The sequence below is a fragment of the Salinicola endophyticus genome, from assembly GCF_040536835.1.
Lineage (GTDB): Bacteria > Pseudomonadota > Gammaproteobacteria > Pseudomonadales > Halomonadaceae > Salinicola > Salinicola endophyticus_A.
Genome location: NZ_CP159578.1, coordinates 2,131,405 through 2,146,460 on the forward strand (window position 1 = coordinate 2,131,405; position 15,056 = coordinate 2,146,460).

Consider the following 15,056-nt stretch of genomic DNA (forward strand, 5'->3'; position numbering starts at 1 on the left):
CGAATACCCGCTACCCGCGCTGAACAGTGGGAGCAGTCACCGTGATAGCAGGAGTGCCGTGATGACCGTGATCCGTCAGGAGGATCTCATCCAGAGCGTGGCCGATGCGCTGCAGTACATCTCTTACTACCATCCCAAGGATTTCATCGATGCCATGCACGCAGCCTACCAGCGGGAAGAGAACCCCGCGGCGCGCGATGCCATCGCCCAGATCCTGATCAACTCGCGGATGTGCGCTACCGGCCACCGTCCGATCTGCCAGGACACCGGCATCGTCACCGTCTTCGTCCACGTCGGCATGAACGTGCGCTGGGAGTGCGAGCTGAGCCTGGATGAGATGATCAACGAAGGCGTGCGGCGCGCCTATACGCTGCCGGACAACGTCCTGCGCGCCTCGGTGCTGGCGGACCCGGACGGCAAGCGCAAGAATACCGGCGACAACACCCCGGCGGTGATCCACCACAAGCTGGTGCCGGGCGATCGCGTCGAGGTGCATGTGGCGGCCAAGGGCGGCGGCAGCGAGGCCAAGTCCAAGTTCGCCATGCTCAACCCGTCGGACAGCGTGGTCGACTGGGTGCTCGAGCAGCTACCCAGGATGGGCGCCGGCTGGTGCCCGCCGGGCATGCTGGGCATCGGCATCGGCGGCACCGCGGAGAAGGCGATGGAGCTGGCCAAGGAGGCACTGCTCGACCCCATCGACATCCAGGCGCTGCAGGCGCGTGGTGCCAGCAACCGTGCCGAGGAGTTGCGTCTGGAGCTGTTCGACAAGGTCAATCAGAGCGGCATCGGCGCCCAAGGGCTGGGCGGTTTGACCACGGTGCTCGACATCAAGGTCAAGGATTACCCGACGCATGCCGCCAACAAGCCGGTGGCGATCATCCCCAACTGCGCCGCCACGCGCCACGTGCACTTCACGCTGGATGGCAGCGGGGCGGCCGCACTGCCGGCACCCAAGCTCGACGACTGGCCCGAGATCACCTGGGAAGTGGGTGAGGGCGTGCGCCGGGTCGATCTGGATACGCTGACCCCGGAGATGGTGCGCGAGTGGCAGCCGGGCGATACCGTGCTGCTCTCGGGCAAGCTGTTGACCGGGCGCGATGCGGCCCACAAGCGCATGATCGACATGCTGGCCAAGGGCGAGTCGCTGCCGGTGGATCTGAATAACCGCTTCATCTACTACGTCGGCCCGGTCGACCCGGTCGGTGACGAGGTGGTCGGTCCGGCGGGCCCCACCACGGCGACGCGGATGGACAAGTTCACCCGCACCCTGCTCGAGCAGACCGGTCTGCTGGGCATGGTCGGCAAGGCCGAGCGTGGCCCGCTGGCGATCGAGGCGATCCGCGACAATCAGGCGGTCTACCTGATGGCCGTCGGCGGTGCCGCCTATCTGGTCGCCCAGGCGATCAAGAAGGCCGAGGTGATCGCGTTCGAGGATCTGGGTATGGAAGCGATCTACGAGTTCGAAGTCGAGGACATGCCGGTCACCGTGGCGGTCGATCATCTCGGCACCTCGGTGCATCAGACCGGCCCGGCCAAGTGGAAGGAGATCCTTGCCGCGCGAGTTTGAACGCGCGGTAGCGCGGACGGGCGCCGCGACGGCGCCTGTCCCGATGACGAGAGGGCCATGGGGCTCTCTCTTTTTTTTTGGGTATGATGGCCGGATCGATCAATTCGACAGGAGCCGGTGCATGGCGCAGGGCAGCGTGGAGTCTCGGCAATGACATGGATCATCGGCACACTGCTGTTTCTGTGCCACGTGGTGGGCACCATCTCCGCTGTCTTCGCGCTGATGTCCAGCCGTACCTCCCAGGGTGCGGTGGCCTGGATCATCACGCTGGTGCTGTTTCCCTACTTCAGTGTCCCCATCTTCTGGATCTTCGGCCGGCCACGCTTCTACGGCTACGTCTCGGCACGCGGCGAGCGCGATACCGTGCTGCGCCAGGTGCTCAAGCGCTACCGCCCGCAGATGGATGATTACGTCTCGCGCCCGGAGGCGGTGAGCGGGCGCATCCGCGCGGTGGAGCAGCTGGCGATGATGCCGATGACCCGCGGCAATCGGGTGGAGTTGCTGATCGACGGTGAGCGCACCTTCGACAGTCTTTTCGCCGGCATCGATCAGGCCGAAGAGTACATTCTGGTGCAGTTCTTCATCGTCCGCGCCGATGAGATCGGTCTTGCCTTCAAGCGCAAGCTGATCCATCAGGCCGAGCACGGGCTCAACGTCTATTTCCTGTATGACGAGATCGGCAGCCGGGGTCTGCCCGGGGGCTATCTGCGTGACCTGGAGGAGGCCGGGGTGCGGGTGTCGGCGTTCAACTCGTCGCGAGGCTGGCGCCATCGCTTCCAGGTCAATTTCCGCAATCATCGCAAGATCGTGGTGGTCGACGGCCGCGCCGGCTGGACCGGCGGGCTCAATGTCGCCGACGAGTACCTGGGCCGGGTCGAGCGCTACGGTGCCTGGCGCGATACCCATGTCAAGCTGGAAGGGCCGAGCGTACTGGCGCTGCAGGAGGCGTTTTGGGAAGACTGGTACTGGGCCACCGGCGATATTCTCGCCCTCGGCTGGCGTATCCATCATGTCGCGGATGCGTCCCAGCATGTGGCGATCGTGCCCTCCGGCCCCGCTGACGGTCGCGAGACCGCGAGCCTGCTGGTTCAGCACGCCATTCACGGCGCCCGCCATCGGCTGTGGGTGACCAGTCCCTATTTCGTGCCAGATCACGGGGTCCAGGACGCGCTGATCCTGGCCGCGCTGCGTGGTGTCGACGTGCGCGTACTGATCCCCGAGCGGCCGGATCATCTGCTGGTGTTCCTGTCGGCGTTCGCCTTCCTGCCCGAAATGATCCGTAACGGCGTCAAGATCTATCGCTATCAGCCGGGTTTTCTGCATCAGAAGACGCTGCTGGTCGATGATCACACCGCCATGGTCGGTACCGTGAACCTGGACAACCGCTCGTTCCGGCTCAACTTCGAGGTGACCGCCTACGTGCCCGACAAGACCTTCGCCGCCGAAGTGACAACCATGCTGGAGCACGATTTCGCGCATAGCCGCGAGGTGACCGAGCGCGAACTGGCAGCGCGACCGCTGTGGCGCAAGGTGGTGTCGCGGGCGACCTACCTGCTGTCGCCGGTCCAGTGAAGGCCTTACCGGCTCTGATACCCAAGCGCAGCCGCGTCGGCCGGGGCCGGCGCGTAAAACCCATCGTCAAGGAGTCCCCTTGAACCTAGAGACCAAATGGCTGGAAGATTTCGTGGCGCTCGCCAATACGCGCAGCTTCTCCGCCTCGGCGCGCCAGCGCCACGTGACCCAGCCCGCTTTCAGCCGCCGTATCCGCTCGCTGGAGCAGGCCGTCGGCGCGACCCTGGTCGACCGCTCGACCACGCCGGTCAGCCTGACCCCGGAAGGGCAGCTGTTCCTGGTGACGGCGCGCAACATGGTCGAGCAGCTCAACGATAGTCTGGCCCATCTGCGCGGCCTGGCGATGGACAACGAGGCGCTAGACATCGTTGCCGCCCACTCTCTGGCGCTGGCCTTTTACCCGCAATGGATCTCGCGTCTGCAGAAGGGAGTGGGCGAGCTGCCCACGCGGTTGGTGGCGATGAACGTGGGGGATGCCATCCATGTGCTGCGTGAGGGTAACTGCGATCTGATGCTGGCCTATCACGACCCCTACGCCACGATGCAATTGGATGCCGAGATCTTCCCCTCGTTTTCGATCGGGCAGGTCAAGATGCTGCCGGTGAGCGTGCCCAAGGCCAACGGTGAGGCCAAGTTCTCGTTCGACGACGAAGGATCGATCCCGTTTCTGGCCTATACCCAGGGCGCCTTCCTCGGTCGCAGCGTGCGCATGCTGCTGAAGAACGAGCCCGCCCGTATGCGCCTCAAGACGGTCTACGAAACCGCGATGGCGGAGGGGTTGAAGGGCATGGCGCTGCAGGGGGTGGGGCTGGCCTGGATTCCCGATTTCTGCATTCGTGAGGAGCTGGCCAACGGCAAGCTGGTGCGCGCTGCCGGTGAGAGCTGGGACATTCCGCTGGAGATCCGCCTCTACCGTTGCTCGCTGGTCCACAAGCCCGGCGTCGAGAAGCTGTGGAAACGCATGATGAAGCTGCCGAGTGATTTCCTGCGCGCCTGACCGGGGTCGGGAGGCACACCCGCGGCGCCCGGGGCTGCTAGACTGGCGAGACGAGCGTCGCGCGCTGTGCACAACGCCTGCGCCAGCACGAGCCGACAGCCGGGCAGGGCAGTGAGGCGACGCCGAGAAGCTCACGACGACGAGACGGGAAAGGATGCCGTAACGATGGTGAAGAGCGTCAAGTACTGGTTCAACGTGATTCGCGATTCGATCAAGCTGTGGCTCGATCGTAACGCCTTCAGCTACGCCGGGTCGCTGGCGTTCTACACCCTGTTCTCGCTGGCGCCGACGGTGATCATTGCGGTCACCGTCGTGGGGCTATGGTTGGGAGAGGACGCCGCCCGCGGCGAGATCGTCGCCCGCCTGCAGGATACCCTCGGCCCGGCAGCGGCCAAGGCGATCGAGGATGCCGTCGCACAGTCGAGCATTCAGGCGTCGGGCATCTTGCCCACCGTGGCCGGCTTCGTGACCCTGTTGGTCGGTGCGACCACCGTCTTCGGCCAGATGCAGTTCTCGCTCAACACCATCTGGGGCGTGGCGCCCAATCCCGATCGCAACAGTCTGTGGCTGTTCGCCAAGAAGCGGCTGTTGTCGCTAGCGGTGGTGCTGGCGATCGGCTTCGTGCTGCTGGTATCGCTGGTGCTCGGGGTCATCGTCCAGGCTACCTTCAGCTACGCCGGCGACTGGGTGCCGGGTAGTGTGATGCTGCTCGAGCTGGCGCAGTTCGCGCTCTCGCTGGCTGTGGTCACGCTGTTCTTCGCCGCTATCTTCAAAGTGCTGCCGGACGTGGTGCTCTCCTACCGTGACGTTTTCCTGGGCGCCCTGGTCACTGCGGTGCTGTTCATGCTGGGCCGCAATGCGATCGCCGCCTATCTCGCCCACACCGCCACGGCTTCCACCTATGGCGCCGCGGGGTCGGTGGTCCTGGTGTTGCTGTGGGTCTACTACTCGTCGCTGATCCTGCTCTACGGCGCGGCCTTCACGCGAACCCACGTGGTGTCGAAGGGTCGCCGGGTGATTCCGCGCAATACCGCGGTACTGGTGCGCCACGAGGTACTGCACAAGGAGACCGTTGAGCAGGAAGCGCCACCGACACCAATGCCAATGCGCAAGCAGGAGCAGGAGCAGGAGGAGACCTCACATGACCAAGCGCACGATTCGAGCCCGGGTGAGCGGCCACGTTCAGGGCGTGGGCTATCGTGAGTTCGTGCGTCGCCACGCCGAGCGCTGGGGGCTCACGGGGCACGCCATCAATCAGGACGACGGTGCGGTCGAGGTGGTCGCCTGCGGCGAGGCGACCGCCATTGCCGAGCTGATCGATCTTCTGTGGGAAGGGCCGCCGGCGGCGGACGTGATCGAGGTGAGCGTGGAGGAGGCCACGCTGATCGCCCCGGCGAGTTTCACCACCGGTTGAGGGAGGCAGCCGCCGGCGGCGTCTGGGCGACGGCCGCTGGCGGCGTGCTCAACAGGGCGGTCAGGCGCCCGCGGTCAGCGTCTCGACGATCCACTCGACCACTGCCGTGCCATTGGCGTTCATGCACACCTCTGCAGTGGCGTCGCGCGTCCAGCGCGCATCCACGAATTCTCGTGTCTGCGGGGCCAGGATCGTCTGTCCCTCGGCCAGGCCCTCGGTGACCACGCTGAGCGTGCCGCGGGTGGTGGTGAACAGCTCCGGACGCAGCAGCCAGGCCAGGGCACAGCTGTCGTGGGGGCAGCAGCCATCGATGCCTAGCGCCTGCTGATAGAATGCGCGATAGAAGGCGTAACTCTCCCCGAGTACGCGTCCCAACTTGCCTTGAGACTCGACGATCCGCGCCATGCTGTCGGGGTCGAGCACGCAGCGATGGGTGGCATCGAGCCCCACCAGGGTCAGCGGCCAGCGCGCCTCCAGTACCGCCTTAGCGGCGTGCGGGTCGTTGAAGATATTGGCCTCCGCCACTGGCGTCACGTTGCCGCCCTCGCGGATCGAACCGCCCATCACCACCACCTGCTTGACCTTGTCCACCAGCGACGGGTCGAGCTGCAGTGCCGCGGCCAGGTTGCCCAGCGGCCCGACCGCCACCAGCACCACTTCGCCCGGACGCGCGTTGACCTGCTCGACGATGAACTGCGGGGCACTCTGGGGCAGCGCCTGGGTGCTGATCTCGGGCAGGGCGATGTTGCCCAGGCCGTTGTCGCCGTGGATATGCCCCGGCGGCGGGTTCTTGGGCTTGGCCATGGGCGTGGCGGCGCCCTGGGCAACGGGGATCTTTTGCCCGCCCAGCTCGGCCAGCAGCAGGGCGTTGTGGGTCGCGACCTCGATGGTGACGTTACCGAAGGTGGTCGTCATCCCCAGCAGCTCGATCTCCGGGTGGGCCAGGGCGATGGCGATGGCTTGGGCGTCGTCGACACCCGGGTCGGTGTCGAAAATGATAGGCGTGGTCATGCTCTCTCTCGATACGGATAACGATGGACTGGCCCCGGCGCTCGCTGCCGGGGCCTCGGGGTCAGGCGCGCTCGATACGCAACGGCGGCAGACTATCGAGCGCCGATTCGACCGCTGCGGCCAGCGGAATGCTCGGCGCCGCGCCGGCCTGCTGCACGCACAGGGCCGAGGCCGCGCTGGCCAGTCGCAGGGCCTGTTCGACGTCGTCGCCACGCTGGCGTGCGGCCATGAAGTAGCCGATGAAGGTATCGCCGGCCGCGGTGGTGTCGACCGCCTCGACCTGATGCGCCGAGGCGCGGATGCGCTCGCCGGCGAGCTGATGACAGACACCGTCTCGCCCCAGGGTGAGCACGATCTCCACCTCCGGCAGGCGCTCGGCCAGGGCGCTGAGCAGCGTATCGACCTCGCTCTCTTCGTCGAGTTCGACCAGCGCTGCGGCCTCGCCGCGGTTGAGAAACAGGATACGGCACAGCGATAGCGGCAGGGTGGCCACTTCAGGGCCCAGCGGCGCCGGATTGAAGGCGATCGCCAGACCGCGTTCACTGGCCAAGCGGATGATGCGTTCGGCGGCGTTGCACTCGTTCTGCATCAGCAGCCAGCTGTCGTCGTCAGCGGCGCCGATGAGCGCCTCGAGATGCTTGTCGCTGAAGCCGTGGTTGGCGCCGGGGTAGAGAATGATCGCATTCTCGGCGTCGTCGTCGACCTGGATCAGCGCGTGACCGCTGGCCTCGGCGGTCAGCTCCACATGGGCGGTGTCGACGCCCGCCTTGGTCAGCGGCTCCAGCGCCCAGCGATCGGCCTGGCCCAGGCGCCCCCAGTGGGCCACCTGGCCACCGGCGCGGGCCAGCGCCAGTGACTGGTTGGCGCCCTTGCCGCCGAGCACCTGACGAAAGCCGGTACTGGACAGCGTCTCGCCGGGGCGCACCAGGTGCGGTACGCGATAGACGTAGTCGATATTGATCGAGCCGTAGTTGTAGATCATGGCTAACTCACTGCTGGAGAATCTGGGTCAATGCCGCCAGGCGCGGAGATTGTCGGCGGTCAGGGTCACCACGCGCTGACGTGCCTCGGGGCTGATCCAGGCGTTGTGCGGGGTGACGATGAGATTGAGTGACTCGTGCAAGGCGTCGAGCAGGGCATGGCCCTCCCGCGGCGGCTCGCTCGGCAGGCTATCGACGGCGAGTCCGCCGAGCCGGCCCTGACGCAGCGCCTCGAGCGCGGCGTGTTCGTCGATGATACCGCCGCGGGCGCAGTTGATCAGCAGCGCCTCGGGCTTCATCGCCGCCAACGCCCGGGCATCGACAAGGCCGCGGGTGGCCTCGGTCAGCGGGCAGTGCAGGCTGAGCACGTCCAGCTCGCCCAGCAGGTCGGCGAGCGGCGGGCGCGTGTCACTGGCCTCGTTGCCGGGGCGCGCCGCGAAGGTCACGCGCATGCCGAAGGCTTCACCCAGCCGGGCCACCGCGGAGCCCAGCTCACCGCTGCCGACGATCACCAGGTGCTTGTCGGCGAGCTGCAGCGTGGGCTGATCGAGCAGGCAGAAAATCTCGCTGCGCTGCCAGGCGCCGTCGCGCAGCGCGGACTGGTAGTGCGGCAGGCGCGCGGCCAGTGCCAGCATCAGCATCAGGGTGTGCTGGGCGACGCTGGCGGTACCATAGGCGGTGACGTTACGCACGGCGATGCCACGCCGCTCGGCGGCTTGCGTGTCGATATTGTTGGTACCGGTGGCGAGCACGCAGATCAGCTCGAGATCGGGCAGGGCGTCGATCAGCTCGGCGTCGATCACCACCTTGTTGACCAGTGCCACCTGGGCGCCGGCAAGGCGCTCGCGGCGCTGCTCGGGGGCGGTCAGCGCATGGACCTCCAGGTCGTCGACCAGCGCGCGCAGAGGGCTGAGATCGATATCGTCACCGAGTGACGCGGCGTCCAGCAGAACGGCTTTCATGCAGGCTTCCTCTCTCCAGCGTGCGGGCCCCGTACCCTCCGTCCGGGCCGGGGCCACAGTCGCCACGTCGCGGCGGGCGACAGCGATTTCCTGAGCCGGTAATATTGCCCGCGACCGGCCGCTGCGCGCTATACTATGCGGCTTTCGAACACGGCTTGGAAAGGGCGCGCGGCAGCGCGTATCGATTCCGGCTTGGAAAGCCCGTGCGCCGCCCCTATTTGCCTGGAAGATCGCCCGGCTGTCTGGATGCGTGTCGGAATGGCCCGGGCGAGCGCAAGGGGTGCAGCGGCTGCGCATCGCGATCATCGATGCCGTGATGCCGCTGCGACGTGGCGCGACTCGATCGCGCATCTTTGAGAGAGTGACACGACCATGCCCATCTACGAGTACGAGTGCAAAGCCTGCGGCCATCGCCTGGAGAAGCTCCAGAAGATCAGCGCCGCGCCGTTGACCGACTGCCCCGCCTGTACCGAGCCGACGCTGTCGCGCCTGGTATCGGCTGCCGGGTTCCGGCTCGCGGGTGGCGGCTGGTACGAGACCGATTTCAAGTCGGGCAGCAAGAAGAACCTCGCCGGTGACAGCGCCAGCATGCCAGCGTCGAGCGAGAGCGGCAGCGCCAAGCCTGCCGGTGAGAGCAAGGCTTCGGCCTGAGCCATAGCATTCATAACACAGGATCCCTCATGCGCAGTCATTATTGCGGCCAGTTGAACGAGTCATTGATCGATCAAGAAGTCACGCTTTGCGGGTGGGTGCATCGCCGCCGCGATCACGGTGGGGTCATCTTCCTCGATATGCGCGATCGAGACGGTGTCGCTCAGGTGGTGGTGGATCCCGATACGGCGGAGGCCTTCGCCACCGCCGATCGCGCGCGCAGCGAATACGTGCTGCGGATTCGCGGGCGCATTCGCCTGCGTCCCGAAGGCACCCAGAACCCCAACATGCCCACCGGCATGATCGAAGTGCTGGCCAAGGACGTGGAGGTACTCAACACCGCCGCCACGCCGCCGTTCCAGCTCGACGAGCACGGCAAGGTCGGCGAAGAGGTGCGTCTCAAGTATCGCTATGTCGATCTGCGCCGTCCGGAGATGATCGAGAAGCTGCGCCTGCGTTCGCGGATCACCCACAGCGTGCGCGCCTATCTGGAGGGCGAGGGCTTTCTCGATATCGAGACCCCGATCCTGACCCGCGCCACCCCCGAAGGGGCGCGCGACTATCTGGTGCCCAGCCGTACCCACGAAGGCCACTTCTTCGCGCTGCCGCAGTCGCCACAGCTGTTCAAGCAGCTGCTGATGGTGTCGGGCTTCGATCGCTACTACCAGATCGCCAAGTGTTTCCGTGACGAGGATCTGCGCGCCGATCGCCAGCCCGAGTTCACCCAGATCGACATCGAAGCGTCGTTCATCGAAGAGCGCGACATCATGGGCATTACCGAGACCATGGTGCGTCAGCTGTTCCAGGACGTGCTCGACGTGGCGCTGCCCGAGTTCCCGCGCATGCCCTACAGCGAGGCGATGCAGCGCTACGGTTCCGACAAGCCGGACCTACGTATTCCGCTGGAGCTGGTCGACGTCGACGACCTGATGCAATCGGTCGACTTCAAGGTCTTCTCCGGCCCGGCCAAGGCCGACGACGGCCGTGTCGCCGCGCTCAAGGTCAGCAGCGGGGCCAAGCTCTCGCGCAAGGAGATCGACGACTACACCAAGTTCGTGGGTATCTATGGCGCCAAGGGCCTGGCCTGGATCAAGGTCAACGAGCGCGCCAAGGGGCTCGACGGGCTGCAGTCGCCGATCGTCAAGTTCATGGAAGGCGTGATCGAGGAGCTGCTCGACCGCGTGGGCGCGGAGGATGGCGATATCGTCTTCTTCGGCGCCGACAAGGCGCGGGTGGTCAACGAGGCGCTGGGCGCGCTGCGCGTCAAGCTGGGCGAGGATCTCGACCTCTACACCGCCGACTGGGCGCCGCTGTGGGTGGTCGACTTCCCGATGTTCGAAGCCGACGACAACGGCCGCCTGGCCGCGCTGCACCACCCGTTCACTGCGCCTTCCTGCGCGCCGGAAGCGCTCAAGGCCTCGCCGGCTACGGCGCTGTCGCGGGCCTATGACATGGTGCTCAACGGAACCGAGCTGGGTGGCGGCTCGATCCGTATCCACGACCAGGAGATGCAGCGCGTGGTCTTCGACGTGCTCGGCATCGGCAAGGAAGAGGCGGAAGAGAAGTTCGGCTTCCTGCTCGACGCGCTCAAGTTCGGTGCGCCGCCCCACGGTGGCCTGGCCTTCGGCCTCGACCGTCTGGTGATGCTGATGACCGGTTCGCGTACCATTCGCGACGTCATCGCCTTCCCCAAGACCCAGAGCGCCGCGGACCTGATGACCGACGCCCCGGGCGAGGTGAGCAAGGAGCAACTGCGCGATCTGCACATCCGTCTGCGTCCCAAGGCCAAGCCGGAGAGCGCCGGCGAATAATATCGCCCGGCGTTCGACGTGCCCCGAACCGGCGCCCCGCGAGGCGCCGGTTCTTTTATGCGTGGCGGCTAGGGGATACGCTGCCGGGCGATACGCTCAATTGCGCGGTATACCCCTCGAGTCGCCCCCGTACCCGCCGCACGGAATAAGGTGAACCCAGCATGAAGCGCACGACGGAGCGAGCGATGATCATCCGCATGACGCACAGGGGCCAAAGCGCGATGGCGAGGGCAGGGCGATGATCCTGCTGGGTATCGATCCGGGCTCGCGCGTTACCGGCTACGGCGTGATCGACGTCGACGCGACACGGCCACGCTACGTCGCCAGCGGCTGCATTCGTATCTCCGGTGACGATCTGGCGCAGAAGCTGGCCCAGGTCTATGCCGGCGTCGCCGAGCTGATCGGGCGCTATCGACCTCAGGAGTTCGCCATCGAGCGCGTGTTCATGGCCAAGAACCCTGACTCCGCGCTCAAGCTGGGCCAAGCCCGCGGCACCGCGATCGTCTGCGCCGCCAATCACGGCCTCCCGGTGCACGAATACGCCGCGCGCCAGATCAAGCAGGCGGTTACGGGCACCGGCGGTGCCGAAAAGGCCCAAGTCCAGCATATGGTAACGGCGCTACTCACGCTGGACGCGTTACCCCCCGAGGATGCCGCCGACGCGCTGGCCATCGCGCTCACCCATGCCTACGCGCGTCAGGGGCTGGTAGCGACCAGCAGTCGCCGGCGTGGTAGCGGCAGCGTTGGCCGCAATCGTTGGCGCGACTTCAAGCCAGAGTGAGAGACGGGGAAGAATCCAATGTGCTCAGTCCCATTCACGAGTGACAGGCACGCTGCTATGAGCGGCCGAAGCGCTCTAGCTGCATCTCGCGCAGACGGCTGAACGCGCGGCGGAAGGCAAAATCGAGGTAGCCTTGGGTGTAAAGCTCATCCAGCGCCACCTCGGCTTCGATATACAGCGGCACGCGGCGGTCGTAGCACTCGTCGACCAGAGCGATGAAACGGCGCACCGCATCGTCGTTGCGCGACAGTGCCGGCAACTGTCTGTCGCCGGCGTCGACCCGTTCGGCGCCATCCTCGGTGCCGCGGGCGATGCGCCCTTCGCGCGGCTCACCGCCCAGGCGCGGTACCTCCTCAAGCAGAATGGCCGGAAAGCGCCCGCATAGCGCGATAAAGTCCGACGCGGCCAGCGGCCGTTCGCACAGTTCACTGAAGCGGCACCACAGCGCTGCCGGGCTGTGGCCCAGATTGGCGATACGCCGATGACCCAGTGCGACCGGCTCATGGCTGACCACCTGGCCCTCGCTCAGGCGGGCGAACAGCTCAAATAGCGCCTTGGGCTGCTGCACCCAGTAACGCTGTACCTCAGCGCCGGGGTGCAGGCGATGATCCTGCTCGCCGTCCACGGCCACCACCTGCATGTGCGCTTCGAGTGCGGCAATGGCCGGCAGGAAACGCTCGCGGTTGAAACCATCGGCATAGAGCTGATCCGGCGGCTGATTGGAGGTGGCCACCAGCACCACGCGCTGCTGCACCACCAGGCTGAGCAGGCGACCCAGCAACATGGCATCGCCGATATCGCTGACGAACAGTTCATCGAAGCACAGCACGCGCACCTCGCGTCCTAGCTCCTCGGCCAGCAGACGCAGTGGGTCGGCATTACCGGTGAGCTGGAACTGACGCCGATGCACCCACTGCATGAAGTGATGGAAGTGCTGGCGCCGCGCCGGCACACGCAGGGCGTTGTAGAAGGCGTCCATCAGCCAGGTCTTGCCGCGTCCCACCGGTCCCCAGAGATACACGCCGGGCGGGTATTCGCTGCGATGCACGGCCTCGAAGCACTGTTGCAGCGCTGCCACCGCCCGGCGCTGGGCAGCATCGGCGACGAAGCCTTCGGTCAACGCTTGCTCATAAGCAGCCCGCGGGGAGCCCGGTAATGTCTCTGGCGCGTTCAACGCAGCACCCGCCGGTTTTCGTCGAACTGCTTCGGCCAGTCGCGCCGGGTGAATACCTGGCCGGTTTCACGCACCCGGCGCACCTCGGCCAGATCCAGCTCGGCGATCAGCCAGCGGCTGTGCGTTAGGCTCAGCACTTCGCTCTCGGCGATCACCCCATTGGCCGGCATGCCGTAATCCGATGGGACGTAGAGCGCGGCGCGGCCCATATTCTCGTCCAGCGCCGGCGACCAGGGCGCCAGGCCGACAGTGGGCGACTGCAGCACGGCAATCTGGTTCTCCAGCGCGCGCGCCTGGGCCCCGATACGCACACGATAGAAGCCCGCTTCGGTATCGGTGCAACTGGGCGCGAGGATCAGATCCACCCCGGCCTCGGCCAGGGTGCGCGCCAGCAGCGGGAACTCGTTGTCATAGCAGATCAGGATACCCAGCTTGCCCAATGCCGTGTCGAACACCTGGAGCCCGCTACCGGGCGCTATCTGCCACTGCTCCAGCTCGAAGCGGGTCATCATCAACTTGTCCTGGCTGCCCAGGCAGCCGTCCGGGCCGAACAGCCAGGCGCGATTGCGATAGGCGCCATCGTCATCCCGCACGGCCACCGAGCCGGGTTGCAGATAGATCTGCAGCCGCCGCGCCAGGCTCTCGCACAATTCCAGCCAGCGTGGCAGCAGCGCCTGGATGCCGGCGATCGAGCCGTGCAGGTCGCTACGCTGGGCCTGCGGTAGCTGGCCCGTGAGCACCATGCCGGCGTATTCCGGCAGCAGCAACAGCTCGGCGCCCTGGCCGGCGGCGGCCTCGCACAGCTCGGTCAGGTGTTCGGCATAGACGTCCCAGCTCGTCAGCAGGTCGATGTGATATTGGCAGGCAGCAACCTTGATCATGAGGTGAGTTCCTTGAGCCAGAACGACATGGGCTTGGCCGACTCCTCGGTTTCGTCCAGATCGCGCCAACGATACTGGGTATGCAGTTCGGGATGATGACGATAGCCGCGGCGCGCCCAGAAGGCGTCCAGCGGCTGGTAGTCGGCGGGCCGGCGCGGGTGGTCGGCCGGGCGCTGCACGGCGCAGAAGGCGCACCAGTCGAAGCGATCCAGCCGGCGCGCATGCGCCTCGCGCTCGGCGAAGAAGCGCACGCCCAGACCACGCCCGCGCCAGGCCGGCAATACCACCGACTCGGCGCAGTAGAAGATGCGCGCAGGATCCCAGCCTGCCGTGAGGAAGGGGTGCTGGAATTCCATGGTTTCATCGGTCAGCGGCAGCGCCGTGGAAGCGCCGACCACGCGGCCCGCGTCCCGTACCAGCACGCACAGGCTGTCCGCGCTGCGCACGTAGGTGTCGAGATACTCGGCCTCGTAGTCGAGGCTGCCGTCGTAGAGGTAGGGAAATTCGCGGAAGACCGTGATCCGCAAATGCGCCAGATCTTCGACATGGGGCGCAATCTGCGATCCCCGGAGCAGTTCGATGTCCATCTGGAGTCGTTCGCCAGCAGCAGGGTGACGCCGGCGACTATGCCGGCTGGAAGGCGCGAACTTATCATGCGAGCCAACCCATCACTAAGGAAGCGCTGAATAAATCGACGAGCGAGATGAAGCGCAAGGCGCATGGAACACAGAACACGAGATATAACATGGGGTTAGGCGAGTGTTCGAGTACCACGCAACGCAGCGATTCGCTCGCGCAGGCATTTATGCAGTGGTTCCCTAACCACGCTACGCAAGGAACCTAGCCATGACCGCCACCGAACTGGTTCAGGCCTACTACGCCGCATTCAACGCCGGCGACATGCCCGCCTTTCTCGACCTGCTGGACGAGGATGTGGTGCACGACATCAACCAGGGCGAGCGCCAGATCGGCAAGGCTACCTTCGCCGCCTTCATGGACAAGATGAACCGCTGCTACCGCGAGCGCCTGGCCGATATCGTGGTGATGCAGAACGCCGCCGGCGACCGCGCCGCTGCTGAGTTCGTGGTGCACGGTGAGTACCTGGCCGACGACGAAGGCCTGCCGCCGGCCAACGGCCAGACCTACGTCCTGCCGGCCGGGGCCTTCTTCGAGATCAAAGGCGGCAAGGTCGCGCGCATCAGCAACTACTACAACCTCAATGAGTGGGTGGCACAGGTGGGCTGAATATCGTCAG

The 15,056-nt window shown here is 66.0% G+C and carries 15 protein-coding genes; 9 read left to right on the top strand and 6 right to left on the bottom strand.

Annotation, left to right across the window (positions count from 1 at the left end; translation table 11 throughout):
• Nucleotides 1–61 precede the first annotated feature (61 nt).
• From ABV408_RS09585 to ABV408_RS09605, 5 genes are all read left to right on the top strand, one after another.
• Nucleotides 62–1,567, top strand: a complete 1,506-nt coding sequence (locus ABV408_RS09585; RefSeq protein WP_353982161.1) for a fumarate hydratase — start codon at nt 62–64, stop codon at nt 1,565–1,567.
• 150 nt (nt 1,568–1,717) lie between these two features.
• Nucleotides 1,718–3,139 (top strand): cardiolipin synthase, encoded by a 1,422-nt coding sequence (gene cls, locus ABV408_RS09590; protein ID WP_353982162.1) that lies wholly within the window; start codon nt 1,718–1,720, stop codon nt 3,137–3,139.
• 79 nt (nt 3,140–3,218) lie between these two features.
• Nucleotides 3,219–4,136, top strand: a complete 918-nt coding sequence (locus ABV408_RS09595; RefSeq protein WP_353982163.1) for a LysR substrate-binding domain-containing protein — start codon at nt 3,219–3,221, stop codon at nt 4,134–4,136.
• Nucleotides 4,137–4,301: 165 nt separating this feature from the next.
• Nucleotides 4,302–5,339 (top strand): YihY/virulence factor BrkB family protein, encoded by a 1,038-nt coding sequence (locus ABV408_RS09600; RefSeq protein WP_353982164.1) that lies wholly within the window; start codon nt 4,302–4,304, stop codon nt 5,337–5,339.
• Nucleotides 5,278–5,550 (top strand): acylphosphatase, encoded by a 273-nt coding sequence (locus tag ABV408_RS09605; RefSeq protein ID WP_353982165.1) that lies wholly within the window; start codon nt 5,278–5,280, stop codon nt 5,548–5,550. The genes ABV408_RS09600 and ABV408_RS09605 overlap by 62 nt, the downstream gene beginning before the upstream one ends.
• Nucleotides 5,551–5,610: 60 nt before the next feature.
• Here the strand turns inward: ABV408_RS09605 and ABV408_RS09610 are convergent, their stop codons facing one another.
• The 3 genes from ABV408_RS09610 to ABV408_RS09620 form a co-directional block, all read right to left on the bottom strand.
• Entirely contained in the window at nt 5,611–6,561 is a 951-nt protein-coding gene (locus ABV408_RS09610) for a nucleoside hydrolase (protein ID WP_353982166.1), read from the bottom strand.
• Nucleotides 6,562–6,622: 61 nt separating this feature from the next.
• A complete protein-coding gene (locus ABV408_RS09615; protein ID WP_353982167.1) occupies nt 6,623–7,543 on the bottom strand; it encodes a ribokinase in 921 nt (306 codons plus the stop codon).
• 27 nt (nt 7,544–7,570) lie between these two features.
• Nucleotides 7,571–8,503, bottom strand: coding sequence for a D-2-hydroxyacid dehydrogenase (locus ABV408_RS09620; protein WP_353982168.1), 933 nt, complete (start codon nt 8,501–8,503; stop codon nt 7,571–7,573).
• A 372-nt stretch (nt 8,504–8,875) separates the two neighbouring features.
• On the opposite strand from ABV408_RS09620, the gene ABV408_RS09625 reads away from it, so the two are divergent.
• The 3 genes from ABV408_RS09625 to ruvC all read left to right on the top strand — a co-directional run bounded on the left by ABV408_RS09625 (nt 8,876) and on the right by ruvC (nt 11,746).
• Nucleotides 8,876–9,154: a zinc ribbon domain-containing protein gene (locus ABV408_RS09625; protein WP_353982169.1), complete on the top strand. Its 279-nt coding sequence runs from the start codon at nt 8,876–8,878 to the stop codon at nt 9,152–9,154.
• 29 nt (nt 9,155–9,183) lie between these two features.
• Complete coding sequence (aspS, locus tag ABV408_RS09630) at nt 9,184–10,965, top strand: aspartate--tRNA ligase (RefSeq protein WP_353982170.1); 1,782 nt, start codon at nt 9,184–9,186, stop codon at nt 10,963–10,965.
• 238 nt (nt 10,966–11,203) lie between these two features.
• A complete protein-coding gene (ruvC, locus tag ABV408_RS09635) occupies nt 11,204–11,746 on the top strand; it encodes a crossover junction endodeoxyribonuclease RuvC (RefSeq protein WP_353982171.1) in 543 nt (180 codons plus the stop codon).
• Nucleotides 11,747–11,801: 55 nt separating this feature from the next.
• Here the strand turns inward: ruvC and zapE are convergent, their stop codons facing one another.
• The 3 genes from zapE to ABV408_RS09650 are packed head-to-tail and all read right to left on the bottom strand — an operon-like array spanning nt 11,802 to nt 14,388.
• Nucleotides 11,802–12,866, bottom strand: a complete 1,065-nt coding sequence (gene zapE, locus ABV408_RS09640) for a cell division protein ZapE (protein WP_353982172.1) — start codon at nt 12,864–12,866, stop codon at nt 11,802–11,804.
• A 50-nt stretch (nt 12,867–12,916) separates the two neighbouring features.
• Nucleotides 12,917–13,801, bottom strand: a complete 885-nt coding sequence (locus ABV408_RS09645) for a carbon-nitrogen hydrolase family protein (RefSeq protein WP_353982173.1) — start codon at nt 13,799–13,801, stop codon at nt 12,917–12,919.
• Nucleotides 13,798–14,388, bottom strand: coding sequence for a GNAT family N-acetyltransferase (locus tag ABV408_RS09650; RefSeq protein WP_353982174.1), 591 nt, complete (start codon nt 14,386–14,388; stop codon nt 13,798–13,800). Before ABV408_RS09650 ends, ABV408_RS09645 begins: the two co-directional genes overlap by 4 nt.
• A 259-nt stretch (nt 14,389–14,647) precedes the next feature.
• Here ABV408_RS09650 and ABV408_RS09655 point away from each other — a divergent pair, with 259 nt between their 5' ends.
• Entirely contained in the window at nt 14,648–15,046 is a 399-nt protein-coding gene (locus tag ABV408_RS09655; protein ID WP_353982175.1) for a nuclear transport factor 2 family protein, read from the top strand.
• Nucleotides 15,047–15,056: the final 10 nt, after the last annotated feature.